33 protein-coding genes, 1 tRNA gene and 1 pseudogene are annotated in these 24,926 nt (G+C 61.8%); 14 read left to right on the forward strand and 21 right to left on the reverse strand.

Annotated features, from left to right (window positions below):
* Positions 1–219: 219 nt before the first annotated feature.
* Positions 220–1,710, forward strand: a complete 1,491-nt coding sequence (locus B5V03_RS39120; protein WP_129275721.1) for a hypothetical protein — start codon at positions 220–222, stop codon at positions 1,708–1,710.
* A 31-nt stretch (positions 1,711–1,741) separates the two neighbouring features.
* Here B5V03_RS39120 and B5V03_RS39125 read toward each other — a convergent pair whose 3' ends face one another.
* Positions 1,742–2,047, reverse strand: a complete 306-nt coding sequence (locus tag B5V03_RS39125) for an ETC complex I subunit (protein WP_129275722.1) — start codon at positions 2,045–2,047, stop codon at positions 1,742–1,744.
* A 265-nt stretch (positions 2,048–2,312) separates the two neighbouring features.
* On the opposite strand from B5V03_RS39125, the gene B5V03_RS39130 reads away from it, so the two are divergent.
* Positions 2,313–3,488 carry an OpgC domain-containing protein gene (locus B5V03_RS39130; protein WP_129275723.1) on the forward strand — a complete coding sequence of 392 codons (1,176 nt, stop codon included), beginning with the start codon at positions 2,313–2,315 and terminating at the stop codon, positions 3,486–3,488.
* Positions 3,489–3,639: 151 nt separating this feature from the next.
* On the opposite strand, the gene B5V03_RS39135 is transcribed toward B5V03_RS39130, so the two are convergent.
* Together B5V03_RS39135 and B5V03_RS42640 are read right to left on the reverse strand one after the other, a co-directional pair.
* Entirely contained in the window at positions 3,640–3,831 is a 192-nt protein-coding gene (locus B5V03_RS39135) for a hypothetical protein (RefSeq protein WP_129275724.1), read from the reverse strand.
* 813 nt (positions 3,832–4,644) lie between these two features.
* Positions 4,645–4,821, reverse strand: coding sequence for a hypothetical protein (locus B5V03_RS42640; protein WP_245502482.1), 177 nt, complete (start codon positions 4,819–4,821; stop codon positions 4,645–4,647).
* Between B5V03_RS42640 and B5V03_RS42645 the strand changes: the two genes are divergently transcribed.
* Positions 4,820–5,281, forward strand: coding sequence for a hypothetical protein (locus B5V03_RS42645; protein WP_245502483.1), 462 nt, complete (start codon positions 4,820–4,822; stop codon positions 5,279–5,281). The genes B5V03_RS42640 and B5V03_RS42645 overlap by 2 nt on opposite strands.
* A 56-nt stretch (positions 5,282–5,337) precedes the next feature.
* A complete protein-coding gene (locus B5V03_RS39145) occupies positions 5,338–5,499 on the forward strand; it encodes an RNA-binding protein (protein WP_245502484.1) in 162 nt (53 codons plus the stop codon).
* Between the two features lie 23 nt (positions 5,500–5,522).
* On the opposite strand, the gene B5V03_RS39150 is transcribed toward B5V03_RS39145, so the two are convergent.
* A complete protein-coding gene (locus B5V03_RS39150; RefSeq protein ID WP_129275727.1) occupies positions 5,523–6,248 on the reverse strand; it encodes an outer membrane protein in 726 nt (241 codons plus the stop codon).
* A gap of 244 nt (positions 6,249–6,492) precedes the next feature.
* Positions 6,493–6,738: a hypothetical protein gene (locus B5V03_RS39155; protein ID WP_129275728.1), complete on the reverse strand. Its 246-nt coding sequence runs from the start codon at positions 6,736–6,738 to the stop codon at positions 6,493–6,495.
* A 216-nt stretch (positions 6,739–6,954) separates the two neighbouring features.
* On the opposite strand from B5V03_RS39155, the gene B5V03_RS39160 reads away from it, so the two are divergent.
* Positions 6,955–7,569 carry a hypothetical protein gene (locus tag B5V03_RS39160; protein WP_129275729.1) on the forward strand — a complete coding sequence of 205 codons (615 nt, stop codon included), beginning with the start codon at positions 6,955–6,957 and terminating at the stop codon, positions 7,567–7,569.
* Positions 7,570–7,790: 221 nt separating this feature from the next.
* Here the strand turns inward: B5V03_RS39160 and B5V03_RS39165 are convergent.
* The 4 genes from B5V03_RS39165 to B5V03_RS39180 all read right to left on the reverse strand — a co-directional run bounded on the left by B5V03_RS39165 (position 7,791) and on the right by B5V03_RS39180 (position 10,137).
* Positions 7,791–7,867 (reverse strand) — tRNA-Pro (locus tag B5V03_RS39165).
* 74 nt (positions 7,868–7,941) lie between these two features.
* Complete coding sequence (locus tag B5V03_RS39170; RefSeq protein ID WP_129275730.1) at positions 7,942–8,427, reverse strand: DUF192 domain-containing protein; 486 nt, start codon at positions 8,425–8,427, stop codon at positions 7,942–7,944.
* 116 nt (positions 8,428–8,543) lie between these two features.
* Entirely contained in the window at positions 8,544–9,176 is a 633-nt protein-coding gene (locus B5V03_RS39175; RefSeq protein WP_164988583.1) for a cold-shock protein, read from the reverse strand.
* Between the two features lie 199 nt (positions 9,177–9,375).
* Positions 9,376–10,137, reverse strand: coding sequence for an SIR2 family NAD-dependent protein deacylase (locus tag B5V03_RS39180; RefSeq protein WP_129275732.1), 762 nt, complete (start codon positions 10,135–10,137; stop codon positions 9,376–9,378).
* Positions 10,138–10,407: 270 nt separating this feature from the next.
* Between B5V03_RS39180 and B5V03_RS41930 the strand changes: the two genes are divergently transcribed.
* Positions 10,408–10,572, forward strand: coding sequence for a hypothetical protein (locus tag B5V03_RS41930; RefSeq protein WP_164988584.1), 165 nt, complete (start codon positions 10,408–10,410; stop codon positions 10,570–10,572).
* A 69-nt stretch (positions 10,573–10,641) separates the two neighbouring features.
* On the opposite strand, the gene B5V03_RS39185 is transcribed toward B5V03_RS41930, so the two are convergent.
* A complete protein-coding gene (locus tag B5V03_RS39185) occupies positions 10,642–10,932 on the reverse strand; it encodes a hypothetical protein (protein WP_129275733.1) in 291 nt (96 codons plus the stop codon).
* 283 nt (positions 10,933–11,215) lie between these two features.
* Here B5V03_RS39185 and B5V03_RS39190 point away from each other — a divergent pair, with 283 nt between their 5' ends.
* The gene (locus B5V03_RS39190; protein ID WP_129275734.1) at positions 11,216–11,446 is read left to right on the forward strand and encodes a hypothetical protein; all 231 of its coding nucleotides are present in this window, start codon (positions 11,216–11,218) and stop codon (positions 11,444–11,446) included.
* A 91-nt stretch (positions 11,447–11,537) separates the two neighbouring features.
* A complete protein-coding gene (locus B5V03_RS42865) occupies positions 11,538–11,663 on the forward strand; it encodes a hypothetical protein (RefSeq protein WP_283811579.1) in 126 nt (41 codons plus the stop codon).
* Here the strand turns inward: B5V03_RS42865 and B5V03_RS39195 are convergent.
* From B5V03_RS39195 to B5V03_RS39200, 3 genes are all read right to left on the reverse strand, one after another.
* The gene (locus B5V03_RS39195) at positions 11,660–11,857 is read right to left on the reverse strand and encodes a hypothetical protein (protein ID WP_129275735.1); all 198 of its coding nucleotides are present in this window, start codon (positions 11,855–11,857) and stop codon (positions 11,660–11,662) included. The genes B5V03_RS42865 and B5V03_RS39195 overlap by 4 nt on opposite strands.
* A 567-nt stretch (positions 11,858–12,424) precedes the next feature.
* On the reverse strand, positions 12,425–12,562 hold the full coding sequence (locus tag B5V03_RS41935; RefSeq protein ID WP_164988585.1) for a hypothetical protein: 138 nt from the start codon (positions 12,560–12,562) through the stop codon (positions 12,425–12,427).
* A 507-nt stretch (positions 12,563–13,069) separates the two neighbouring features.
* Positions 13,070–13,366 carry an HU family DNA-binding protein gene (locus B5V03_RS39200; RefSeq protein ID WP_007591377.1) on the reverse strand — a complete coding sequence of 99 codons (297 nt, stop codon included), beginning with the start codon at positions 13,364–13,366 and terminating at the stop codon, positions 13,070–13,072.
* 345 nt (positions 13,367–13,711) lie between these two features.
* Here B5V03_RS39200 and B5V03_RS39205 point away from each other — a divergent pair, with 345 nt between their 5' ends.
* Entirely contained in the window at positions 13,712–14,014 is a 303-nt protein-coding gene (locus B5V03_RS39205; protein ID WP_129275736.1) for a hypothetical protein, read from the forward strand.
* Here B5V03_RS39205 and B5V03_RS39210 read toward each other — a convergent pair.
* Positions 14,011–14,799 (reverse strand): AraC family transcriptional regulator, encoded by a 789-nt coding sequence (locus tag B5V03_RS39210; RefSeq protein WP_129275770.1) that lies wholly within the window; start codon positions 14,797–14,799, stop codon positions 14,011–14,013. The two genes, B5V03_RS39205 and B5V03_RS39210, sit on opposite strands and share 4 nt — an antisense overlap.
* A gap of 99 nt (positions 14,800–14,898) precedes the next feature.
* Here B5V03_RS39210 and B5V03_RS39215 point away from each other — a divergent pair, with 99 nt between their 5' ends.
* Positions 14,899–16,455, forward strand: coding sequence for a carboxylesterase/lipase family protein (locus tag B5V03_RS39215; protein ID WP_129275737.1), 1,557 nt, complete (start codon positions 14,899–14,901; stop codon positions 16,453–16,455).
* A gap of 41 nt (positions 16,456–16,496) precedes the next feature.
* Here B5V03_RS39215 and B5V03_RS39220 read toward each other — a convergent pair whose 3' ends face one another.
* From B5V03_RS39220 to B5V03_RS39250, 6 genes are all read right to left on the reverse strand, one after another.
* The gene (locus tag B5V03_RS39220) at positions 16,497–16,697 is read right to left on the reverse strand and encodes a hypothetical protein (protein ID WP_129275738.1); all 201 of its coding nucleotides are present in this window, start codon (positions 16,695–16,697) and stop codon (positions 16,497–16,499) included.
* The gene (locus B5V03_RS39225) at positions 16,669–16,920 is read right to left on the reverse strand and encodes a hypothetical protein (RefSeq protein WP_129275739.1); all 252 of its coding nucleotides are present in this window, start codon (positions 16,918–16,920) and stop codon (positions 16,669–16,671) included. The genes B5V03_RS39220 and B5V03_RS39225 overlap by 29 nt, the downstream gene beginning before the upstream one ends.
* Before the next feature lie 112 nt (positions 16,921–17,032).
* Positions 17,033–17,338 carry a hypothetical protein gene (locus B5V03_RS41940; RefSeq protein ID WP_164988586.1) on the reverse strand — a complete coding sequence of 102 codons (306 nt, stop codon included), beginning with the start codon at positions 17,336–17,338 and terminating at the stop codon, positions 17,033–17,035.
* A gap of 370 nt (positions 17,339–17,708) precedes the next feature.
* On the reverse strand, positions 17,709–17,972 hold the full coding sequence (locus tag B5V03_RS39240) for a hypothetical protein (protein WP_129275741.1): 264 nt from the start codon (positions 17,970–17,972) through the stop codon (positions 17,709–17,711).
* 106 nt (positions 17,973–18,078) lie between these two features.
* A complete protein-coding gene (locus B5V03_RS39245) occupies positions 18,079–18,267 on the reverse strand; it encodes a hypothetical protein (RefSeq protein ID WP_129275742.1) in 189 nt (62 codons plus the stop codon).
* Positions 18,268–18,470: 203 nt separating this feature from the next.
* Positions 18,471–19,601 (reverse strand): helix-turn-helix transcriptional regulator, encoded by a 1,131-nt coding sequence (locus B5V03_RS39250; protein WP_164988587.1) that lies wholly within the window; start codon positions 19,599–19,601, stop codon positions 18,471–18,473.
* 520 nt (positions 19,602–20,121) lie between these two features.
* Between B5V03_RS39250 and B5V03_RS42870 the strand changes: the two genes are divergently transcribed.
* Together B5V03_RS42870 and B5V03_RS39260 are read left to right on the forward strand one after the other, a co-directional pair.
* Positions 20,122–20,838: a YadA family autotransporter adhesin gene (locus tag B5V03_RS42870; protein WP_129275744.1), complete on the forward strand. Its 717-nt coding sequence runs from the start codon at positions 20,122–20,124 to the stop codon at positions 20,836–20,838.
* Between the two features lie 194 nt (positions 20,839–21,032).
* Positions 21,033–21,647, forward strand: coding sequence for a hypothetical protein (locus tag B5V03_RS39260; RefSeq protein WP_129275745.1), 615 nt, complete (start codon positions 21,033–21,035; stop codon positions 21,645–21,647).
* A 169-nt stretch (positions 21,648–21,816) separates the two neighbouring features.
* Here the strand turns inward: B5V03_RS39260 and B5V03_RS39265 are convergent, their stop codons facing one another.
* Entirely contained in the window at positions 21,817–22,791 is a 975-nt protein-coding gene (locus B5V03_RS39265) for a Bug family tripartite tricarboxylate transporter substrate binding protein (protein WP_129275746.1), read from the reverse strand.
* Positions 22,792–23,265: 474 nt separating this feature from the next.
* On the opposite strand from B5V03_RS39265, the pseudogene B5V03_RS43110 reads away from it, so the two are divergent.
* Both B5V03_RS43110 and B5V03_RS43115 read left to right on the forward strand, forming a co-directional pair.
* Positions 23,266–24,207: pseudogene (locus B5V03_RS43110) on the forward strand (tannase/feruloyl esterase family alpha/beta hydrolase); the annotation flags it as partial.
* On the forward strand, positions 24,205–24,744 hold the full coding sequence (locus B5V03_RS43115) for a tannase/feruloyl esterase family alpha/beta hydrolase (protein WP_433995372.1): 540 nt from the start codon (positions 24,205–24,207) through the stop codon (positions 24,742–24,744). The pseudogene B5V03_RS43110 and the gene B5V03_RS43115, both read left to right, overlap by 3 nt.
* The last annotated feature ends 182 nt before the right edge of the window (positions 24,745–24,926 follow it).

Here is a 24,926-nt window from a genome sequence, read left to right on the forward strand (position 1 = left end):
GGGATATGCCAGGCGAGTTGCGGATCGTCTCACGAGGTTACAGACCGCATCCCGCGCCGGGATCGGATCAGAGCAAGCTCGACCGTTCCCCCTGGCATGAATCAGTCGGGTACTTGGACGGAACCCGGCCATCACGTAAAGCGTGCGCGCTCAAATTAACGCAACCTTATACCACAGGTTGTAACCCGCAGGCTCGACCATAGCAGGAGTCGGCGGAATATGACGATCGATCTGAGGAGCCGGTGGCTCGCTCCTGGAACCTGTGCACTCGTCACATTCGCCGTCTTTGCGATCGTTTACTACGCCAATGGTGGCGCGGCTTTTCCCTCAGACGATGCCTTCATCAACCTGCACAATGCCCGGGTCTTGCGTCTCGGTCAGGACGAGACCTATCTCGGCGTGCCGGCTCTTGTCGGCGCGACGAGCGGCGCGCACCTCGCGCTGCTGCTGGCTGTCGAGCAGCTTGTCTATCCCGATACTGCCGCACTGTTCGCGCTCGGCACGCTCAGCGGCGTCGCTTATGTGCTCGGTCTCTTCTTCATGTGCCGCAATCTCGGATGTCCGGACCTGGAAGCGGCACTGATCTCCCTGGGAGGCCTGGTTCTCGCCGGCACGCTGTTCCAGCTCCTGAACGGGATGGACACCGGACTGGCAATGGCCGCGGTGGCGTGGACCATCAAGCTGCTGACGGACAGGAGGCGCGGCCTCTGGCTTCCTGTTCTGTGCGGCGTCATGCCGTTCATCCGGCCGGAGCTCGGTGTCCTGTCCGCCGCATCGATGCTCGTCCTGTTCAGTGAGATCGAGACCTCCGTCCGCTTCAAGATCGCAGCCGTGCTGGTGGCGGCCTCGAGCGCAATGCCCTTCCTGCTTTGGTACTGGTCTGACACCGGTTCATTGGTGCCGAACACCGTGAGTGCCAAGATGTACTATTTTGCCGAACGTTATGCGGATTGGTCGGATAAATTGTTCCTGATGCTTCTGGCGGTCCTTCAAGCCGCCCTGGCGAGCTTTCCGCTCTTTCTCTGCCTCCGCTTCACGCGGCCGCCCGTGGTGGGACGCATGCTCGCGCTGTTTGTCGTGATCTTCCTCGGCGCCTACTTCTGGAGATTTCCGAGCGGCCTGCTGCACAACGGAGGACGATATTTGTATCTGCTCGCGCCGATCGTTCTGTTTGGCGTGGCGTGCGGGCTCTCGTCGGTGTTTCGCAAGCAAACGCTCTGCCTGGTCGCGATTTCGATCCTGTTCCTGCCGCAGGGATTTATCACACGATTGAACGACTACAGGACGCAGATTGCCGGCACTCAGGGAAGTCTGTCCGACGTGGTGACATGGCTGAACGCCAATCTGCCGGACAGGCCATTGGTGATGGTTCATGACGCCGGTTACGTCGCCTATGCCGGACATGCTGCGCTGGTGGATTTGGTCGGGCTCAAGACTCCGGCTGCGATGGAGTTCCACAAGCGGACGACCTACCCGAGCGTCGGTCTGTACCGCTCAACAGCGATCGCCGAAATCGCCGACGCATTCCACCCGCAATATCTGCTCGTGTTGCAGGATTGGGATCGCAGATTCGGTCTCGTCGAGGCCCTGCGTGGTCGCGGCTGGACCACGCGCGAGGTGTATGCCGGTCGTGCGCCGCCGGAGACACCGGCGGCCAACATCTATCACCTTTATGAGCTGAGATCGCCGACGGCAGACGTTGCGGGCTGACGATCCTCTGGCGTCACGGCTTCGGGATGGCTCAATGCGTCCAGGGCTCGCCGCGCCGGAACGAGAAATTATCCGCATAGGCGACCGGGCGGCGGATCGAATCCTGGGGCTCGATCACCTGGTAGGCGATGCCTTTGCGCTCGCAATAGGCGATGGCCTCTTCCTTGGAATGGAAGTGCAGAGTGATCTGCTGCTTCATGTCGCCCGACGAGGTCCAGCCCATCAGCGGCTCGACCGCGCGCGGCTGCTCCGGCTCGTAGTCGAGCTGCCATTCCCTGGTCTTGGACCGGCCGGATTGCATCGCGTTCTTGGCGGGCTTGAAAATGCGTGCGGTCATGGTCGGTCCGGGCCTCGTCTTTTCGTTCGAATTCGATGCGTCACGGTAGCAGTTGGTGCAAACCGCGGGCATAGTATACAGACACCTTTCGGGAACTGATCGGTGATTCCGGGCCCCCGGATGCCTCGTCGACGGGTATAGTCATTATGCTGCACCGTGACAATTGCGTACCCGCCGTCCGCCCGGGGATCCTGCCCGGCCCCCCCGCCTCGCCCCCCAAGAGTTCGTCCCCCACCTATCCGTCTCCTTCGAAAGCCCACCTCGCATGGCCTTCCTGAACGTCAGCGCTACGCTCCCCGAGAAAGGCCGCGACCTCAGGCTCGACCTGTTCCGCGGTGTCGCCAACTGGGCGATCTTCCTCGACCATATCCCTGACAACGTCGTGAACTGGATCACGACGCGAAATTACGGCTTTTCCGACGCCGCCGATCTGTTCGTCTTCATCTCCGGCTACACTGCTTCCTTCGTCTATGCGCGGATGATGCTGGAGCGCGGCTTCATCGTCGGCGCCACGCGGCTGACCAAGCGGGTCTGGCAGCTCTACGTCGCCCACATCATCCTGTTCGTGATCTACATCGCCTCGATCAGCTATCTCGCGCTGCGGTTCGGCGATTCCGACATGATCAACGAGTTCAACGTCGCCGGCCTCGTCGACAACGCCACCGAGACGCTGCGCCAGGGCCTGTTCCTGCGCTTCAAGCCGCTCAATCTCGACGTGCTGCCGCTCTACATCGTGCTGATGGGGCTGTTTCCGCCAGTGCTGTGGTTCATGCTGCGCAAGCCCGATTTGACGATGGTGCTGTCGATCGTGCTGTGGCTCGCCGCTCGCCATTTCGGCTGGAATCTGACCGCCTATCCGGCCGGCCAGTGGTACTTCAACCCGTATGCCTGGCAGGTGCTGTTCGTGTTCGGCGCCTGGTGTGCGATGGGCGGCGCCCGGCGTTCTGGAGCCGTGATCAATTCGCCTGTTACGCTATGGCTCTGCCTCGGCTACCTCGCCTTCGCGCTGGTCATGACCATGGCCGGCCGCTTCCCCACCCTTGGCGGCATGTTCCCGGAATGGCTGTTCTCGGCCTTCAACCCCAACGACAAGACCAATCTTGCGCCCTACCGCTTCATCCACTTCGTCGTGATCGTGATCCTGGTGATCCGCTTCGTGCCGAAAGAGTGGCCGGGCCTCGAATGGAAGATCTTCGATCCGGTGATCGTGTGCGGCCAGCAGTCGCTCGCCGTGTTCTGCGTCGGCGTGTTCCTGTCCTTTGTCGGCCATTTCGAGCTGTCGATGAGCTCGGGCTCGCTGTTCGCGCAGCTCTTCGTCAGCATCGCCGGCATCGCGATCATGACGACGGTGGCCTATTACATTTCGTGGTCGAAGAAGCAGGACAAGCCGCTGAAGCCACCGGCCAAGCCGGCCGCAAGCGCGCCTGCAAAGGCCGCCTGATCCCACGCGGCGGCGAAGCCGGCCTGAAGCATGATCCGGAAAAGTGCGAAGCGGTTTTCCCTCGCGACAAACGCGGAACGTGTTTGGGCGGAGATCATGCGCAAACAACAACCTGTTGCGCGATGACGATTCAACCCAACCTCATCGCGCTTCAGGCCGCTTCGCTGTCGTACTCGGTGAACTTCTTGTAGATCCAGTCGCGGCCGTCGTGGCGGCGCCAGACTTTTCCGACCACGAGCTGCCCGTTGATCGAGCGGCGCGGCACGATCACGGTCCAGAGGTGCCAGATTTCAGTCCAGCTCGACTGCGGATGGACGGTTTTGACGTTGCGATCGAAAGACATGACGCAGAACTCACAGGATATGAGCGCCGCGACGAACTGTGATCATGTGTGAGCACGGATTCAGGCAGCCCATCGCGAGCCGGCACCGATCTGATAACAATCACGAAGGCGAGCGCAACAACGGCTCGCCCTTAACCTAACCGATCAACCTTACCCGTCATATGCAAGCATCGAGACCGGTTGAAAGCCGGCGCCGAGTTTTCTACAATGCGTACGTGATTTGAGAATGCGTGCGCCGTTTTGGACGCATCGTAATTTTGAACTGACGTTGATTTCTAAAGAACTGGAATTTTAAAAAGCATTGACGGGCCGGGGGCGACCACAAATGAATTTGCAATGTGCATGTTTGCGCTTGGCGGTGCGGTCGACGCCGCCTGCTCCACTCATCAGGACGGCGGTCCAGGAGCCGCTGAAGCCCGCCAATGACAACCAGATGGTCTGGCCGTTCGTGCCGTTTCCGCCCGGCTGGCACGCATCAAGCTGATTGGGACATATCTGAAAACAATCAAGGTCTGAAAAGCGCAACGCCGCGCAAGCGGAATATCATCGCTTGGCGGCGTCCGTTTAGGTATTGGGCGCTGAAATCCCCCAACACTCATATGTCTACGGCGACAGCCAAAGGTTCGATGAATCCGTACTAATTCTGTGCCGCTCGGACAGCGCCAATGCCTTGAAATATCGCGCGGAAGTAGCGTTGTGCAGGGAATGAGCGCCAAGGCTTTGGATCGCTGGCTTTGGAGCGCTCGGGCCTGGTCCGCGCGAACGTCTCGGGACGCAATAGGCCGGGCGCCTGCTCCGGGCCATCAAGTCCGGCTAGATGCCGGCGCTGGCATTGGCACTGGAAGCACTCTGAGCATTCGTGCCGAGCGAGCCCTGCGCGTTGTAGGTCTGTCCCGCCTGGCTGCCTTGACTGTTTTGCGCGCTCCCCGACGTCTCGACCTCGGTCGTGCCGTCGGAATAGGTGATCGTCGTGGTGGTGATGCCGTCCATGGTGATGGAGACCTCGCTGACGACGGTCTTGGCCGAGCCACCGCCGCCCGAGCCCGAGCTTCCGCCCGCCGATTGCGAGGACGATGTCGCCGAGGTCGAGGACGTCGCTGATGTCGATGTTGTCGCGGACGACGACGTGGCGGTCGATGCGGACGTCGTCGCCGCCGCGCTGGTTGACGCAATCGCACTGATCGACATGAAAGCCTCGCCTGGAAGAGCCCCGGGGCGCAGCAACAGTTGCGCGCCCTATTCTCCCCTTGAACGCGGCAGGCGCGCGAAGCAGGCGCCGGTGGCGGAAAAAAATCGATTGCCACGTATGTCCGCGCCCGAGGCGAGCAACCAAACGCGGCGCAGCGCGTTGCCGCTTTCCCACCTGTCCGGGTATCCGCCACGCCTCAGCGGGGCCTGCCGGGACAATTACCTCGTCTCACGTCCGTGTGAGCTGGAGCACGGCCGGTGAATTTATTCAGGCGAGCTGAGACCAATGAACAGCGGACCACAAGGCAAGGGGATGCTGTGAGTCAGATCGATACCACCGACAAACTCGCCGAGGCGCCGGAGACCGGAAGCTCGTTGTTCGCTCTGTGCGGGCTCGGCGTCGCCGGGATTGCGATGCTGGGCTGGGTCGGCGCCCTCGCCTGGATCGCCTGGCGCCTCGTTGACTGGCTGCTGTTCTGACGTCCCGGCAATCCCCGATCACATCAATAGTGATAGTTCACGCCGACGGTTGCGGCATGGATCGTATCCTTGAGATGGGCCACGGTGATGCCTTCGACGGGACTGATCAGCTGGATCGGGCCCTTGGTGCCGAAGTCGTGGTAATTGTATTCGACATTGGCCGACCAATTTTGCGCAAACGCCCATTCGACGCCGGCGCCCAATGTCCAGCCGGTCCGCATCACCGACGCGCTGGGATCGATCGCAAAACCTGCGGCCGGACTGATGTAGGCATCGTCGACCTTCTCGTGGGTCCAGGCGACGCCGCCCCGTGCATAGAACAGCCAGCCCAGGCCGTAGGCGTAGCCGATCCGTCCGGTGATCGAGGCCAGAAAATCGTTCTTTAGGCCGAACTGCGACGGCACGGCGATGTAGCCGAGCGCGGGAAATCTGACGCTGCTGCCATGGTGGCTCGACAAGCTCGCTCCCGCGGCACGGCCCTCGGCGCCGACGACCCAGTTGGATGCGAATTGATGATCACAGCCGATCTGTCCGCCGCCGACAAAGCCGGCCGCACCGAAATCGAGTGTCCCCCCGGCGCTGTTGATCGTGCGATCATCGCTCGCGGCGCCGCCGAGATGGACGCCGACATAGCAACCGGTCCAGTTGAATGTGACCGGAGGCGCAGGCGTCGCTAGCGCATAATCAGCCGCTGACGCCGTCGTCGCAGACAAAGCGAGAATCGCCGCGCCGCATAGAGCTCTCAACATGTTCGGACATTCCCCGTTGCACGCGCGGAGACATTGGTACGCGAGGCTGGCGCGGAGGTTGTGTGCAGGACAAGATGTCGCGGGAGCGGTCTGCCGGCTTGACCGCAAGGGTTGCGACGACCGGGGATTCCGCGGGTCGAAGCCGAGGCAAACCATCAATCGTTTGGGCCGCGGACCGCGCGCGAGCTATTGCACGTCTTCGATACCGACGCGGATCAGCTGGCCAAGCTCTTCTTTGGTCATGTCAGTCCGACTCTGCATCGTCTGATCTTTTGAGCACGTCGGTCTCGCCCTCCGCCTTTTTCGCGTCAGATGCGAGATCATCGATCAGCTTCAAGTGGGCTTCCAGTCTCTCGGCATCTGCTTTCGGACTGATGCCTTTCAAGGCCTTCTTCGGTTTTTTCTCTTTACCCATAAGTTGGTGCCGCCCCCACCTGCCCTGACGGCACGTACCAAGCGCTTTCCAGACTAACAAGTCGAAATGCGTCAAGTTGCCTCATGAAGCGGGGTCCCCATGGGGATATCGCCGAAGCAACGTGTTTCAAGGGTCCCCTTGATTGATCAACCGGAATTGTTCTCTTTCGGGCTGTACATTTCCAAATGTTTCTGGCTGTGTCCGTCGCGTCATGCAACCAGAAACCTCGGGCCAACCCCGCTAATGAGTTTGATACAGAGGCTGCGTAGAAGACTTTTCCCGCCCCGGGACGTGATTGAAGGCTACGAAAACGATCAGCTCATAGAGACCATCTATCGCAAGACCGTTGCTTTTCGGCCCGAGGGCGATTGGCCGCTCGTCGCGAATTTGAAGGCAGTGCTTGATTTCGGGGGTGGGGCCGGCATTCATTATAAGCTCGCGCGGCAGCAGTCGCCGGGCATTCGCTGGGCTGTTGTCGAGACGCCAGCGATGGTTCGGAGGGCCAGTGAATTGGCGACCGATCAGTTGAAGTTTTTCGACGACATCCAGAAGGCTGCGAATTGGCTCGGGAGCATCGACCTGATGCATTCCAACGGCGCGATCCAGTATGTCGACGACGCCCTCGAAACCGTGGAAGCGCTATGCGCGGCACGGCCCGCCAGGATGGTCTGGTATCGCGTCCCGATCGGCGACGTTGCGAGGGCAGAAGTGCAGACGTCGTTACTCAGCAACAACGGCCCGGGCCAGCTCGCAGCGGATACTGACAAGCTGGTCAAGTATGAGCGCCACTGGATTCCAGAAGGAGCTTTTGTTGCCGCTCACAACGGATACCAGTTGAGCGAGAGTGGACCGGATCCTCGCGAGCGGGGCAGTCAGCAATTCACCTTCGTTCGCTCCACCGATTGACGTTGTTTGCCGGACGGACTCTGATCGGTGCTGGGCGCCGCCGATACGACACGGAGCGGCTAGAGCGGCCGACACGCTTTACCGCCGGAGCGCGCCGGCCCGCGGGACATGGCGACAAGCGATCGGGCTGCGATGGAGGGCAGCGTCCTGCCCGTTTCTTCCCAAGGGGCATTTCCGGGAGGGTCGGACCGCTCTTTTCTATCGTAAGTGCTTGAAGTTGCTGGTCGGGGCAGCTGGATTCGAACCAACGACCTGCAGTACCCAAAACTGCCGCGCTACCAGGCTGCGCTATACCCCGAATGTCCGGCGAGCCCCGTCGATACACGCTTCCAGGCGGCCCAGCAAGGCTGGCAACGCCGCCGCCGGCTGGCCCTATTTGCTTCCGAACAAGGGGTGGCCGACGCGGTCACCGGGGCGGATGCCGTATTTCTGCGCCGTTCCCGCCACCACCTCCAGAACGGCCCGGGCGGGCCCCCTCGACGAGACGATCTTGGTCGACATCGGCTCGGTGTTCTCGGCGATGCGCAGGATGCGGCCGTCGGCACGGATGAAGATCATGTCGAGCGAGACATAGGTGTTCTTCATCCACATCGACACTTCCTGCTCGGGATTGAAGTCGAACAGCATGCCTTTGCCGTCTGCGAGCTCCTTCCGATACATCAGGCCGGTCTGCTTCTCTTGCTCGGTCGTCGCTATTTCGACCGAGAACACCTGCACGCCGTTCTTCGTGACGATCTCTAGCGGCTGGAAGTCGGCGGCGCCAACAGGCGCGCTGGCGGCGGTCAGGCCTGCAATGACGAGGACGGCGGCAAGCCAGCTCCGGGCAAAGCACCAGGCGGCCGTTCGATTGAAATTCATGGGGGCACTCAAGGCGTGGGAATGGAACAGTCCTACGCGGCGACCGCCCGAAAAGCCAGAGGCGCGCCGGCTGGCCGGCGCGCCTCTGCTCACGATTGCGGGAATTGGAGAAGCTACTAGTGCGACTGCAGCCCTGGCGACCCCGTCTCGGGATGGATCTCGGCCGCCATCATGCCCTTGGAACCAGGCCCGAAGCGGACCAGCACATATTGGCCGGGGCGCAATTCGGTCATGCCAAAGCGACGCAGCGTCTCCATGTGCACGAAGATGTCGGGCGTGCCCTCGCCGCAGGTCAGGAAGCCGAAGCCGCGCAGCCGGTTGAACCATTTCACCTGGGCCCGCTCGAGCCCGCTGGTCGCGGTCACCGTGACATGGGTGCGCGGCGGCAGCATCTGCGCCGGATGGATCGCGGTCGATTCGTCCATCGAGACGACGCGGAAAGCCTGGTAGCCCTTGGCGCGCTGGATGCACTCGACGACGATGCGGGCGCCCTCGTAGGCGGTCTGGAAGCCGTCGCGCCTAAGCACGGTAACGTGCAGGAGCACGTCGGGCCAGCCATTATCGGGAACGATGAAGCCGTAGCCCTTTGAGGCGTCGAACCATTTGATGACGCCGTGAACCTCGACGAGGTTGGCGCTGGCCTCACCTAACCCGGTGAAAGGGCTGAGCGCGCCGTCGCGACCGCTGCCGTGTTCGCCGACCGCGGGAACCCCAACCTTCTTGGACTCAAATCCGTCCGACGACCCCATAACCCCGGACCCCACACATGCCATGCAACCCGCCACATTGGCGGCGCTCGAATCACGCGTCTTAAGAGAATGTTCTCACTTCGACGCGACGCGAATCTTTCGACTCAAAAGATAACACTCCCGGTTGCGACGCATAGACAAAAAAGAGATTCGCCGGAACCTATGAACAGCTTGCACAGCAGCGAATCAAATTAACGCCTCAATTCCCGACAAAGGGTCCGAGCGTTTCGCCGATGTCGTGGCGGATGACGAGGTCGGCGATGTCGTCCTGCTCGGTTGGCTCGCGATTGATGATCACCAAACCTGCACCCGAATTCTTCGCCATCATCGGAAAGCCGGCCGCGGGCCAAACCACGAGCGAGGAACCGATCGCGATGAAGAGGTCGCAATGCTGCGATAGCTCCGTTGCACGCTGCATTTCATCCTCGGGCATCATCTGACCGAACGAAATTGTCGCGGTCTTCACCGGCTCGTTGCACACGGTGCAGTTAGGCGCGGCGCCGTCATCATCGAAGCGGCGCTTCACCCAACCCAGCTGGTAGGCCTGCCCACATCCGATGCACTTCGCAAAAGTTGTATTCCCATGAAGTTCAATCACGTGCTCCGCGGCGAAGCCCGAGGCCTGGTGCAGATTGTCGATGTTCTGGGTGATGATGGCTGGAATCTTGCCGGCGCGGTACAGCGAGGCGAGCGCGCGATGGCCGCGGCCGGGCTTTGCCGCCGCAAACACCTCGTCCATCGCAAAGCGCCGGCGCCAGGATTCATCGCGGGCCTCCTGGCTCGCAACGAACTCGCCGAACTCGATCGGACGGTAGCGCGTCCAAATTCCGCCCGGCGAGCGGAAGTCGGGGATGCCGCATTCGGTCGAGATGCCGGCGCCGGTGAACGGCACGATGGTCTTCGCTTCGGCGATCATGTCGCCGAGACGTTCGACGCCGCTGCGAAGATCCGATGCAATCATGGGCGCCCCCGATTTGATTTTGCGCTAGCTGCGTCGCGTACAAGCGACAAGATTATTGACGCTGTTATCCACTGCCAAAGAAACTCGCGAAGCAAGACATGGGGCGGCAATTTTTTCCGACCTTCGCTTATCACAATCCTGCAATGCCTCCTCCCCATTGACGCCCCAATCAGAAGCGCCAATGCATGTGTTAACGCGACTCAACGTGATTGCGGCGGCAGTGCGTGAGTTCAGTAGTGCACACATACTCACGTGTAGAGGGGATTTGACATGACCGAGGACGAACAACGCAAGATCCGCGAACGCGAAGAGATTGCCGCCCGCGTCGCCGCCTTCCGTGCCACCCAGGAAAAATTCAAGCGCGAGCGCGACGAGTATTTCGTCTCGACACTCGAGAATGCCCGCAAGGTGGAACGGCCCTCGCTCTGGCCGTAAGACATTTTCTGATCGACACACATGAAAAAAGCCCGGAGCAACGCTCCGGGCTTTTCGTTTGTTCCGCCGTTACCAGTGGCGGTAGTAGTGGTGGTGCCGGTAGTACGGGCCGCCGCCGTAATAGGCATAGGGGCCAGGTCCGTAGTCATAATAGGCGGGGCCGCCGTAATAGCCGTAGCCCGGGCCATAGCCATACGGATGGGACGCGGCGATCGCGCCCGCGGTGATCGCGCCGGCGGCGAGGCCGAATGCGAGGCCCGGACCGATGCCGCGACCGCGCGCCTCTGCAGGCGCAGGCGCTGCGACCGCGGTCAAGCCGACGGCTGCGACGGTGGCCAGAACTGCCAGTGTCTTCTTCATGACTCTCCTCCTTCGCATCTCGGGAAGACAACATCGGCGGCCTGCGATGGTTGCACGCGCTGCGGAACCGAAAGCCGCCAAAAAATTCGCGTGCAAGGGGAACGAAAGCGCGCGGTGCGTATTGAGCTTACAAGTGCGGAGCCTCCGCTATCCGGTAGAGGTGACAGCACGAAAGCCCCGTCAGTATCCTCCGCGATGCTGGCGGGGTTTTCAGTTTCACGAATGAAAATGGCAGCAGACGTGAAACGCTGCCAAACGGGGCGCTGGACGCGAGGAGGAGAGATTGCCGATATCCGCGTTGCTGGCCCGCATCCGCCGGCTCGTCCCCCAATCCGGCGATGGGCATTACGACGAGATCGTTCGCAATTTCGGTGTCGGCGCGCTGCGCCCGCCTCCGACGCCGATGACCGACGGCGAGCTGGCGCGCGCCATTGCCGAGTTCCTCAAGGAGGCACCGTCGAGCAAATCCGTTGCTGCCCTCGGCCGCCGGCTCGATCCCTCCTCTCCGCTGTAGGCGGGTTTCTGTTCGGGAGCCGGGAACAAGCGTTTCGCGCACACGTTGAAATCGTCCTCACGCAAATGAGACGCGACCTGTGAGACACGACATGCCCGCCTGGCTCGAAATTCTGCTTAACCTGTCCGGCTATGCCGGCTTCGTCGCGCTCGCGCGCCGTGGCGCCGCGTGCCCGCAGGCGCCTGCCGACGATCGCGCTTACGGAGACGAGTGCTAGTTGGTGTGCGGCACCTGGCCGGCCGTGCGCACCAGCCGGTCCGCCTTGACCGCGACGCTGATATCCTCGAGCTGCGGCCGCAGCGAGAAGCTGATCACCACGAAAGCGAGACAGAAAAGCGTGCCGACGATGGCAACGCGCCGGTAGGTGTGGCGGTCGCCTTGATAAAAGGAGGGTTCTGAAAAAGGTGTCATGGCAAAGCTGCTTCTGGCAAAATCGTTTCTTGCTTGTCTTTGCCAGACACCTACTCCAAGCAGCCGCAAGCGCAACGCGATTGGGTTTTTAACCTAACCGAATAGGGTTATCGGCATCCGCTGCAAACTTTAGTTAGGCAGAGCGGGACTGGCGTTTCGTCAAATGATGCGACCGGCTTTGTTCCAGCTTCGCCCGCCTTTCGTTCTCGAAGAACGAATCGGAATCGCAGAAATCGGCGCGAAGCAACTCTTAACAAATCGTTTGTATGCAAACGAACGCGAGATAACGAACGCGAAAATCACGACAGGCGGGGGTGATGCTGCGCCGGATGTCCCGCATCGACACAGAAGCCACGGCCTGTTCTGCATCCGACTCCATTTCGTTCGCAAAGAACGAATCGGAGTCGAGAAAATCGGCGAGAAGCGATTCCTAACGATCGATGAAATCGATCATCGTGACGACTTCGGCGGCAGACGTCTTCGGCGGCAAAAACCGGCGAGGCGCGAACTCGAAAACAGGATCGCGCTCGCCGGTTGCCGCGTGCCGTCGATCTCCGCCGGCGCTCGTCAAGCCGCTTTCTTCACTTTGTCTTTCTCAGAAAAGCATTCGAGGATCTGGATCCGCAGCTCTTCCGCGGCTGGGCCCTCGACCTTCCTGAGTTCGTTCCAGAGCCTGATCACTTCGCGCTGTTTCTCGATGGACATGAGTCACCTCCAAAGTGGCTCATAAGAACAAAATGAGAACAAGAAGTCCAGCCCCTCGCGCGCGATTTCCGGCGCAAATCGTCTTGAACCTTTTGAGCAGCGCACAGACCCATGGGGGCTGGGGATTTCAGCGCCCAGTCAATATCGCAGCGCCGCGGTGGACGAACATACTCCGTCACCGCGGCGCTGTTGCTTTTTGGATCTTCAACCTTAAGTTAAAACTACGGCTGACGGCCAGGCGCTGAAATCCCATCGCCGTCAGTTTGGAAAGCCCCGTGCGAGAGCGCGGGGTTTTTCTTGAGGGAGCGGGCGATGAACCTTTTTCGACGCCGGCGCGTCTCATAATTGAAGCTTCCCCAAGGCTTCCCCATGAGATGGCTCCCCCCATCAGAAAGCCCCGCTTCCCCCAGGCGGGGTTTTCGCTTTTTGGGGCAGACGTCAAAGCCCCGCTCCGATGCCATCGGAACGGGGCTCTGGGCATACTTAGGCGATGCGCGATGGTCTCGGTCAGACGGAGTCCTTGGCGACCTTCAGCGGCGAGGCCTTCACAGACTTGCTGGCGGGCTTGGCCGCAAACTGCATCGGCTCCTTGGTGAAGGGATTGACGCCCATGCGGGCTTCGGTCGCCGGCTTGTTCACGACCGACATCTTCACGAAACCGGGAATAACGAACTCGCCGGACTCGTTGAGCTCCTTGTAGCCGACCGTCGCCATGTACTCGATGACCGACTTCACGTCGTTCTTCGAGAGCTGCGTGCCCTCGGCAATCGCATCGATCAATTGTGTCTTGGTCATCTTCGCCATGTCTGGAATCCCTTTGTGCGAGCGAGCAAATTTCTGCTCAGGACGCGGCTGAACCACGCAGCGCGCTGCTGATTCATGCCTGTTGTCATGAAGTCACGGGGCTTAGAACCCATCGAGGCCCAAAACACAAGCCGCGGTCAACGCGGGTTCCGCGGTTTTATCCCCAGGCGGCGGCGTGGATCGGGCTTGAGTTGGCCGCGGAATTGACGGGTGCGCCCGCCGCCCCCCCTCGCCGATCCCGTCACCTCGTTCATGAAACTTGTGGCCCGGCGTGCGCTGTTGAGACTTCAGTAACCCAACGCCGCCAAGCTCTGTTCAGTATCGTTGCGTTGGAGTATCCCCACAGTGCTGGATTTTAACGAGCTGCGTGAACTCGCAGCGGATGTTCGCGTGTTCGTCGACCTCGCCGAGGACAAGGCGGAGGCGCTGAAAGCGGTCATCGCGGCCTATGACGTCGTGCTCGCGATCTTCCCCTCACAACAGGGCATGGGCCTTCACGTCATCAAGGGCAAAGAGGTTTTGGACGGGATTGCGACATCGCGGTCGCACGCGATGGTCAGCCACACCGCCATCGCGGTCCCGGATCTCGCGCATGCGGAAGCGCTCAAATATTTGACGACCCCGGCCGAACAGCGGATGGCAGCCTAGCGCGAGGCGACGCTGTTGATATAGGCGGCCGGCGGCTTGCCCAGCGCCTTCCTGAACATCGTGATGAAGGCCGTGACCGATTCATAGCCGAGATCGGCCGAGACCTGCTGCACGCTCGCGCCCGCGGCGAGCTCGCGGATGGCGACGATCAGGTGCAATTGCTGGCGCCAGCGTCCGAAGGTCAGGCCGGTCTCCTTCACCACGAGACGCGCAAGACTGCTTTCGCTGAGCGCGAGATGGCCCGCCCACTCCGCCAGCGTGCGACGGTCCGCGGGATTGTCGGCGAGCGCTGCTGCGATCCGCTTCAGGCGTGGCTCGTCCGGTAGCGGCAGATGCAACTGCTGCACCGGCATCAGCGGCAGCTCGCCGAGCAGCACACTGATCAGTCGCTCTCGTCTCGCCTCGTCATGCTGCAGGCCATCGGACAATGCGACGATCAATTCGCGCAGCAGTGGCGAGATCGAGATGGTGCAGCAGCTCTTGGGCAGATCGACCAGCTCCGCCTCGATGTAGACGAAGTACAGACGCGCATTGGCGGTGGCGCGATTGCTGTGCGCCATGCCGCTCGGGATCCAGACCGCGCAATGCGGCGGCACCATCCACAACCCGCCCGGAACGCGCGAGGTGACGCCACCGCCGAAGGAGACCACGAGCTGTCCCTTGCGATGGCTGTGATCAGGCACCTCGCCTTTGGAACCGTCGGCATCGACGCGCACGGCAATGACCGGCGCGGACCGCTCGTCCACGTCCAGGTCGAGCCAAGGATAACGAAGGGGCTGTCTCATCATTGACGATTTCTAGCGATCAATTGCGATTATACGCAAATTCATCCAGCGAGGAAGCCGATAGATCTCGGGTCGCCCCAATCATAAGGAGACGCGACCGTGCATGCCGTCATGATCTCGACCACCGCCGAGCTGGGCCGGCAGGTTCGCACCCGGGACGGTCAGCTGCGTGGCCAGCCGCGCAACGAAAGCGGCGTGCTCGTATTCAAGGGCATCCCCTACGCCGCACCGCCGGTCGGCCCGCTGCGCTGGCGCGCGCCACAGCCGCCGGCGTCCTGGCATGGCGTGCGCGATACGCTGGTGTTTGGCGCAGGCAGTCTGTCGTCGCTGGAAAACGATCCCCGGCCGGGGCCGCGCAGCGAGGACTGCCTCTATCTCAATGTCTGGACCGCCGCGAAAGAGACTAACGAGAAGCGGCCCGTGATGGTGTGGATTCACGGCGGCGGCTTTCAGTTCGGCTCTTCGGCCAATCCCGCCACCGACGGAAGCTTGCTCGCGGCAAAGGGCGTCGTCGTCGTCAGCTTCAACTATCGCCTCGGCATCTTTGGTTTTCTCGCTCATCCCGATCTCGATACGCAGTCGCCTTCAGGCAATTACGGCCTGCAGGATCAACTCGCGGCGCTGCGCTGGGTCAAAGCCAACATCGCCGCGTTCGGCGGTGACCCCGACAACGTCACGCTGTTTGGTGAGTCCGCCGGCGCCATGGCCGTCGGGATTTTGATGGCCTCGCCACTCGCACGCGGACTGTTCCACAAGGCCATTGGCGAAAGCGGCGCCTTCTGGGACGGACGGCACGGTTCCTTGCAAAGTTTCGACGAAGCCCGCGCGCGCGGCCGCGCCTTCACGCGCCGGCAAGGCGATGCGTCGATCGCAGCCTTGCGCGCGATGCCGGCCGAACAGTTGAACGCGAGAGCCCCCTGGAGTTTTGAGCGCGACCACGTCACGGCGGCGTTCTCACCGAGCATCGATCGCTACGTGATCCCCGACGTGCCCGCACGGCGCTTCCTGCGCGGCGAGCAGATGCAGATCCCCTTGCTCGCCGGCTGGAACAGCGCGGAGGAATTCCCGTTCATGTCGCTGTCCCTGCCCGCGCAATCGGCGCAAGCCTTTCGGGCGGCGGCCGAAGAGATCTTTGGCAAGGCGCGCCTCGCGGAATTTCTAAAACTCTACCCCGCCGACACCGACGCGCAGGCCAAAGCATCTGCCGCTGCGCTGACAGGCGATATGGTGGTCGGCGAGCAGTGCTGGCAGGCGCTGCGGCTGCACCGAGCAAGCATACGCGCGCCGACTTACGGCTACCACTTCAATTACACCTCGCCCTACACGCCGATCGCCTCGCACGTCACAGAAATCCCCTTCGTGTTCGGTACGCTGACGCCGCAACGGGTGATCGGCAGCACCACGCCGCCGGCCGACGCCGACCGCGCGCTGTCGCAGGCGATGATGAGCTATTGGGTGAACTTTGCGATGCGCGGCAATCCCAACGGGCCCGGCCTGCCGGCTTGGCCGGCCTATGACGAGACGGATGTCGTGCAGATCCTGGGCAAGACGATCGAGGCCCGCCGCAATCCGCATGCGGCGCGTTTTGGTTTCATCAGCAGCTTCAGGGAGAACGGCGCGCTGCCGATGCGCTGGCGCGAGGCGACGACTTCATAAGCGCGGCGCCGCGGTTTCATCGCGGGAGGCGCCAGGTCGCTTCAATGCCCCCACAAGGCGACCGCAAAACCGAGCACGATGAAGCCGAGGCCGATGATGACGGTCGCGATTTCGGCGGCGTTCTCCACGCCGAACAATTTGACGATGAAGGTCCCGACCGCGCTCAGGACCATCTCGAAGAACATGCCGAGCAAGGCATCGAGCATGGCCTGATCACCCTGCCTTGCCGTGGTTGATGTCATGCACCACATCGCCAATGGTGCTTCCCACGACCATCGCGGCGACGACAGGCCAGCCGGCGGACACCAGGAGGATGGCGCCATAGCGCATTCCCTCGCCCGGGTGCTTATAGCTATCGAGGCCGGCGAGGACGAGCACTGCGACCAGACCGCCGACCAGATATCGTTTGAACCATGTCACGGCGAATTGCCCTTGTTTCCAGGCATTCGTCGCCTCGGGCTTCACCCTGGTTCACCAGGCCGGAGATCCCCACCCCTTGGGATATTCCCGACGATCACGCATGCGCCGCCCGCACCTTGCGGTGACGATAGCATGCGCTGCCGGCGCTATCGCAAACCTAGACGGTCTCGATGGAACGTGCCGTCGCCATAGTCGAGACCAGGGGACGCTTCTCGACGCGCGAGGGCGTCGGCCGTCGCCGGGGGACGAACAGGCTCGCGACAAGGATGGGGTCGGTATCGCCAAGCGCCACCCGCTCCTGAGCGAGGCCGCTCATGACCGTCCGCATCTTGAGAACCTCTCCCGCCACGAAGGTGCAGTCCTCGTCCCGGTTGATCTGCTCATGCATGATGGCCTCGGCCTCACGCATGCTGACACGCAACGCTCTGATCACACGCCGAATTTCACTGATGCGGTTGTCCATGGCTCACTCCTTGCTGGACGGCCAGCATAAGAACAAATCATGAACATAAAGTCAAGCCCTCAAAGTCAGGGCTCGCAAGCACAGACTGCGGCTACCGTCCCTCTCGCACGTCCCTGGTCGCGAAGTGGCATCCGAATGCCACCAGGACCAGCGTAAAGGTCGAGCCGAGCAGAATGCGCAGAGCCAATTCCGTCTGCTCGCTAACATAGCGGACGTCGTGCCGGTGGCTGTAACGGACAGGATGTGCGGCATCAGGCAGCTCGGGAGAGCTTGTCAGAAGCACAAGCCACGCGACGGTCCCGCAAAGCGCCAAAACCCTCGCAATCTTTCCGAGCCTTTGAAGCCAGCGCATCGTGCCACCGAAGGTGCTTCAGCAAGTCTTCGGGGTCATCAGCGGCTTGAGAGCACTGAGAATGGCTAGGGCACCCAGACCGTAGGCGAGTGCATTCACGGCCCATGCAAGAGCGACGCCCATGAAGGCGGAGCCACCGACCGCTCCCCAGAACAAATACGCTGCGCTGATGCCAGGCCACTCCAGCGAGAGATAAGCGAAGTCGGTGAGCGGTTCGATGACGAGGAGCGTCGCCGAGATGAGCGCCCCGATTGCCAATGCGATGATGAGGTTTGTCTTCATGCCGTTTAGTCGTGTCGCCTCTGCCAGGGTTCAACGACCCAGAGGGCTACGATGACACCATCACGGCAATTCCGACGAAAAAGCCGCCCGTCAGGGCGGCCTTCGATCAGTAGTTGTCACACTTGCCAGGATTGGCCGTGCACCAGCGGCTCACTTCACCGCCGCTCCAGCCTCTCGCCTTGTTGACCGACACGCATTCGTCATAGGTGCAGGTCTTCTTGGCCTGGGACTTCTTTTGTTGAGCTAGGGCCGGCCCGGCCCCAAGGGCAATCGCAATCACGAGTAAGTATTTCATCAAGCCTCCAATTCCAAACGGCTTTAGTTTAACAGCGACATCGATCTCGGCGATAGGCCCATACCGGCATGCGTTCTGCGAATCTTCTTCGCAGCGGTGCGGCCTTTTGAACTATTTGATTGCGCGGTGCAGTCCACCACTGTCACTGCAATTACCGTGCCTCACGCCTGTCACAGAGCGGCAGCACCAGGTTTCGTTCTCGGTTACCCGGGAAACGACCCGGCATCTGCGGCAACAAGCTTGATCAAGTCGGCCTGACGGCGCACGCCGGTCTTTCCAAAGATACTCTGGAGATGAGTTTTCACGGTGGCCTCGCTGAGGCCGAGCGCCGCTGCGATCTTGGATACTCCGCTTACTTTCAGCACCGCATCAAGCACCCGCACTTCGCTCGGCGTGAGTTGGAATTGTCGCGCCGCCACTTCGATCGGATAAGGCGCCCCCATTGATACCTTTCGGACGAAGACGGCAGCGACCGCGGAGTGTAGACCCCCCGCTTGACGGCGCGCCCCCGACGTCAGCGGCAGGATATCAGCGACCCAATTCTGGCCAAGCTTGCTGGACAGCGGAATGGCAACACCATTCGCGCCGACAGCGCCATCGCCGCCGCTCGCGGCGGCGATAACATTGCGCAATACCTGCGCCGCGTGCGGGTCCACAGCGATCAAATTATTGTTGACGGCTCGTAAGATCGTCGCATCATCGAGCAGCGCGTGCGCGGCCATGTTGGAGAATGCAATACGACAATGATCGTCCAACAGGAAAACGCTGGCGCCGAGCGCGTTGAGCGCATCTGACAGACTTCCGGCCTTTTGCTTTTGAAGGTCGATGACATTGCCGATCAACACCGCGCGGCGCACGTGAGGAACCAGCAGACGCATGCGCTGCCGCATATCGTCGTCGGCCAGCCCTTGGCGCTCGCTTCGGAAGACTCCGAACTGAGCGAAGCTCGTTGCGGACTTGTCGAGCGTGGTAGCCAAATGATCGGCCCACCCGTTCGGCTTGACCCACTCCTTATAGAAAGTCGTCTCGACAAACTCACTATAAGGCAAAACGTTGGTCGTGTTGTAGATCTCCTCAACCTTGAAAAAAAATTGAGCCGTCAAACTCGGATCGAAACGGATATACTTGTTGAAATACGCGTCCACGCTGGACGGTTCAACATTGTAGACGTAGTGACTTTCACCCTGAACGGTGATGTCCTTCCAGTAAATTCCAGCCGCAGCTCCGCCGATGAATTGCGTCGCCTGCTCGAGAACTCCCACCCACATGCTGGAGTCGAGTGCTGCGTCGTAGATATCGCCGATCAGCTGCGACAAAAATTCCGGATCGACCATTCCCAACACCGCTCGTTCGAATGACCACGACATTGACGCAACTCGGCAATCGCATCACTGCCTGCATGGCGCGAGTTGACTGCCTCCCACGTAGGTCGAGCGTTGTACAGGCGTAGAATATCGCCAACCAGCGTAGATTTTGTGCGCCAGTATCGTGGCAACCTGCTTGACGGCATAGCGAACAGGCGGGGTGAGGCTCAGGCCCGCGTTGCGGCAGTCCAGCACTGTCACCGCAACTAACCGCGCCGGGATGCAATCTGGCAACAGGCCAAAGAAAAGCGGTCGCTAAAGACCGGTATCGCTTCGACTTCAACCGAACGGTTGATGTGCGGCGCGTCATCTCCCTCCACCGTCGCGGAGCGTTGGACGAACGCGGGCAAGAAGATGTCATTCGTCCGACGCGTTTGGTCAAGCCGATCGGTCGACATCTTGGAGCTGAGAGCACAAATGCCTCGTGTAATCACCGAAGCGACGTACAATCTGATGAAATCCTGCGCCGGCGCAGCCGTGCTTTCCATGTTTGCCTTGGCGCTCGACTGGCGTCCTCAGCACGGCGACTGGTACCAACAGTACAGCATATGGTCAGCGGAGCGCGGCGGGAGATAGCCTCGGGGCCAATACGTTTCAAAATGGCGGAACGACGGCCCTCGGCGGCCAGGCGCAGGCCGGCACCACGGGCGCTGGTCAAACCAATGCGACGGCCTTGGGTTTTCAAGCCCAGGCCAATGCGGCCAATGCCACCGCGATCGGCGCCGGAGCCGTGGCGTCGGGCGCAAATTCGGTCGCGATCGGCAACGGCTCGGTCGCTTCCGCCGCCAACACCGTGTCGGTCGGCTCGGTGGGAGGCGAGCGTCGCATCACCAATGTTGCGGCAGGCATCAACCCGACCGATGCCGTCAATGTCAGCCAGCTCGCCGGCATCGCCGGCGGCTTCCAGGGGCAGATCGGCAACCTGCAGAGTCAGGTCAGCAATCTGCAGAACCAGGTCACCGACAATTTGCGCGAAGCACGCGCCGGCATCGCGCTGGCGATGGCCGCAGGTGCGCTTCAATTCGATCAACGGCCCGGCAAGCTGTCGGTAGCGGGTTCCTACGGAAACTTCAAAGGCTCGTCCGGCCTCGCAATCGGCATCGGTTACGCCGCAACGGACCGCTGGCGGCTCAATGCCACCTTCTCCGGTTCGCCGGATCAAGGCGCTTACGGCGGCGTCGTCTCCAGTTCGTTTACGCTGAACTAGGGTCGGCTTTGGGGAACGCGTTGAGAGCCATCGGAGTCCTGCTGTGTGTAATTCATTGCTGCACGCCGGGACACCTCGAGGCCAAGCCGTTCGGCCGCATCCAACTTGCGCAAGCGGCCTCTCCGCCTGAATCGCCGCCGGGCTCCAGTGGGTCCAGGCCGATTCCTGCGCAACGACCCGCAACGGCAGTACCGATGCAGCAGCCAAAAGCGCCAGGAAAGAAAGCGGCTCCGTCGGCGACGCCGCCTGTCGCCTCCATCCCGGTCATTTCCGATGTCGGAAATTTAAGTCCGCCGGAAAAACCGGAGCCGGTCCTGCACGCCAAAAATGCCGGTCTCGGTCCATGCACGAGCGCGGTCGAGCGTGGATCGGCATCTGCGATCGATGCACCCCACAGCGCCTTTTCCAACTGGCACTCCGGCGCGCCCAATTTGCACGCCTTTCAATCCATCGTCATCGAAACCTACCAGAGCCCCGTCGCGCCGCGCGCGGCCTCGGTGATTTTGGCAAGCCCTTCCGCCAACGGATGCGACGCGACTTCTATTCAGGTGTTTCCATCGGCGCGCCCCTGCATCGATGTCGAAAAGGACATCCTGAAGTCATCCGCGGTGATCGGAAAACTGGCCGGACTTCCGCTGTACCGGAGCAGCGTCGGCGAACATCGGATCCTGATGCCGAGCGCCGGCAATGGATGCGTGATCATCGGCGTCAGCGTTCAGTATGTCGCGGGTGCAGCCGCGGCTCCGTTGCCCGTTCAACCGGCGCCAGCGCCGATAATATCACCATCTCCGACGCCGTCGGCGAAATGACAGGGCATGGCACCTCGCCGCGCAAGTGCGACCTCTCTGAGTTCCGGAGTTACGGTGCATCAAATTCATTCCGCGTCGCCACCCTGCTTATTGCGGCTTCGGACCACGCTTGGCGGACGGGGATTTGGTGCACTGTCCCCGCAATCCCCCGGTCCCGCGCGCCCCACTATCATTCGGCCTTAATATTGGCGTCCTTGATGATCCGCTCATACTTCGCCATCTCGTCCCTGATGTAGCCGGCGAAATAGTCCGGAGTGGAGCCGAGCGGTTCGAATCCGAGCAGCGCGAAGCGGTCCCTCACCTCCGGCCGCTGCACGATCTTCGCGACCTCGGCTTGAATTGTCGTGACGAGATCAGCGGGCAAGCCCTTCGGGCCCCATAGACCGTACCAGGAGCCGAACTCGAAGCCTGTCATGCCGGATTCGGCCACGGTCGGAATCTCCGGAGCGATGTCGACGCGCCTGGCGCTGGTGATGGCCAGCGCCTTGATGCTTCCGGCTTTCACCAGCGGCAGCGAGGACAGGATAGGATCGGCGATCAACTGCACCTGGCCGCTCATCAAGTCCGTCAGTGCGGGGCTTGCGCCCTTGTAGGGCACCACCAGGGTGTCGACCCCGGCATCGCGCTTGAGCAGCTCGATCGCCATGTGCCCGGCCGAGCCGAAGCTCGATGTGGCGAAGGTGTATTTGTTCGGATCCTTGCGAACCAGGTCGAAGAATTCCTTGAGAGTTTTGGCGGGCGTCTGCGCATTGGTGCTGACGATCAGCGGACCGCTCGCCACCAGCGTAACAGGCGTGAAGTCGGTGACCACGTCGTAGGGCACGGCCTTGTGCAGGAACGGCGTCACCACATGGATCGACGCGGTCAGCATCAGCGTGTAGCCATCCGGCGCGGCCTTGGCGACATAGTTCGCGCCGACGATGCCGCCGGCGCCACCGGCGCGGTTCTCGACGATGAAGCTCTGCCCGAGCTGTTCGCCCAGCTTTTGCGCGAGCAGGCGCGCGACGCCGTCGACCGATCCCCCGGCGGGATAAGGGACCACGACGGTCACTACGCGGCCCGGATAGGTGTCGGCCCTGACCGGCGCCGCGGCAAGCCCGAACAGGGCCGCGCCCAGCAGGGCCAGGAGATGAAGTCTTTTCATAGACGGGCCTCTCAAACGTTGCATGAGAGGATGCACGGGTTTCGGCGGCAGCGCATCAAAATCATTTGCCAGCGCTGCCCTGCTCACTCTGCGGCTTTACTCCACCATTGGCTGGTCGACCCCGAGTTACGGTGCACTCAATTCCCGCGTGCAGCGGCTTCGCATCGTGCGAAGGAGATGGATTGCACCGTCACCGCAATCTGTGCCGCTGGACTGCATCTCTCGACTAAGACAAGATAGTTTCAATGTCGGTGCACCGGATCGTCAGCGGCCAGCGTGAGCTGACTGCACCGCAATAAAATTCAAAAACGGCAGGGGAGAACGATGCAGCGAAAAAGAAATGCGCCGCTTGATGGGATGGCTTGCCTGGCTTTGGTCGCGGCCATCATCGTCATTGCGATCTCGCCGGCAAGCGCCGACGATTTGGCCAACATACCACCCGCGCTCAAATGCGCTGACTTGACCGGCTGGAAGATGCCGGGATCGGCGGCAACGCTCACCAAGGCCGAGGTTGTGCCGGAGGCGCCGCCGGGGACCGTGCAGCCGTCACCGCCGGCGCCGGCCACCGTATCGGTGGCGCTGCCGCAAAACTGCCGCGCGGATGGCGTGATCGATCAGCGCGTGGGGGTCGAGGGCAAATCCTACGCGATCGGCTTTGCCGTCGCCCTGCCCGATCGCTGGAACGGCCGATTTCTGTTTCAGGGCGGCGGCGGTCTGAACGGCTCGATCCGGCCGCCGCTGGGTCACCAGGCCGCCGGCGAGGTGCCGGCGCTGGCGCGCGGCTTTGCCGTTGTTTCGACCGACAGCGGTCATCAGGGCGCGGTGTTCGATGCCTCGTTCCTGAAGGACCAGGAAGCCGCGCTCAACTTCGCCACGGCATCCGTCGGCAAGGTGACGATGGCCGCCAAGGCGATCGTTGCACATTACTATGGCCAGCCCGCAAAACGGTCCTATTTCACGGGGTGCTCGACCGGGGGCCGCGAAGGCATGCTGGCCTCTGCGCGCTATCCCGAACAATTCGACGGCATCGTCGCCGGCGCGCCTGCGATGCGCACCGGCAACTCCAATATCGGTCTCGCCTGGGCCAACGCGGCCTTCAGCCAGATCGCGCCGAAAGATGCCTCCGGCAAGCCGGAGCCCGCCAAGGCTTTTTCCGCGGGTGAGCGCAAGCTGATCACGAACGCGATCCTCACAGCCTGCGACGCCAAAGACGGCGCCAAGGATGGCCTGATCTTCGACGGCAAGGCCTGTCAATTCGATCCCGCGGTCCTCACCTGCAACGGCGACAAGACGGATGACAAGGCGGATTCCTGCCTGGCGCCGTCGCAGGTCGATGCCCTGAAAAAAGCTTTTGCCGGACCGAAGAATTCACGCGGCACGCCGGTCTACCCGCCGTTCCCGTGGGACAGCGGCGTGGCAGCCGAAGGCGTTGCCATTCCCGGCATCCTGACGACAGGCGCGCGCAGTCCGGTCGGACCGCCTGTCTGGGACAGCATCGACGTCGATCAACTCGAAGACCGCGTCAACGCGAGCGGCCTCGATCGCCTCGCCAACACCGCCTACTGGACCAACCTGTCGAGCTATTTCGGCCGTGGCGGCAAGCTGCTGTTTTACCACGGCGTGAGCGATCCCTGGTTCTCGGCGGTCGACACCGTGAATTACTACGAGCGCATGGCGGCGGAGTCCGGCGGCATGGAATTGGTGCGGGAGACATCGAGCCGGGCCTTCCTGGTGCCCGGCATGGGCCACTGCTCGAGCGGCGCAACGCTCGATCGTTTCGATCTCCTCAGCGCGGTCGTGACCTGGGTGGAAGACGGCAAGGCGCCCGATGCGGTGGTCGCGACGGGACCGGCCTTTCCCGGCCGCAGCCGGCCGCTTTGCGCCTATCCGCAACATGCGCATTACAAGGGGCAAGGCGATCCGGAGAGCGCGGCGAGTTTTGCGTGCAAGTAGGGATTGCGGTGACCAGTGCACTCAACGACTCGAGCTGCCACTGGAGATAAGTGCACTGGACTGCACCCCTGAAGTGAGACACGATAATTACAGTGACAGTGGGGTTGTCACGATGCGTTACCGCGCGTTGTTTTGCGCGAACGCGGTTTCGAACTCAAGAGGCGACTGGTATCCGAGCGCCG

It is taken from the genome of Bradyrhizobium betae (genome assembly GCF_004123905.1).
Taxonomy (GTDB): Bacteria; Pseudomonadota; Alphaproteobacteria; order Rhizobiales; family Xanthobacteraceae; genus Bradyrhizobium; species Bradyrhizobium betae_A.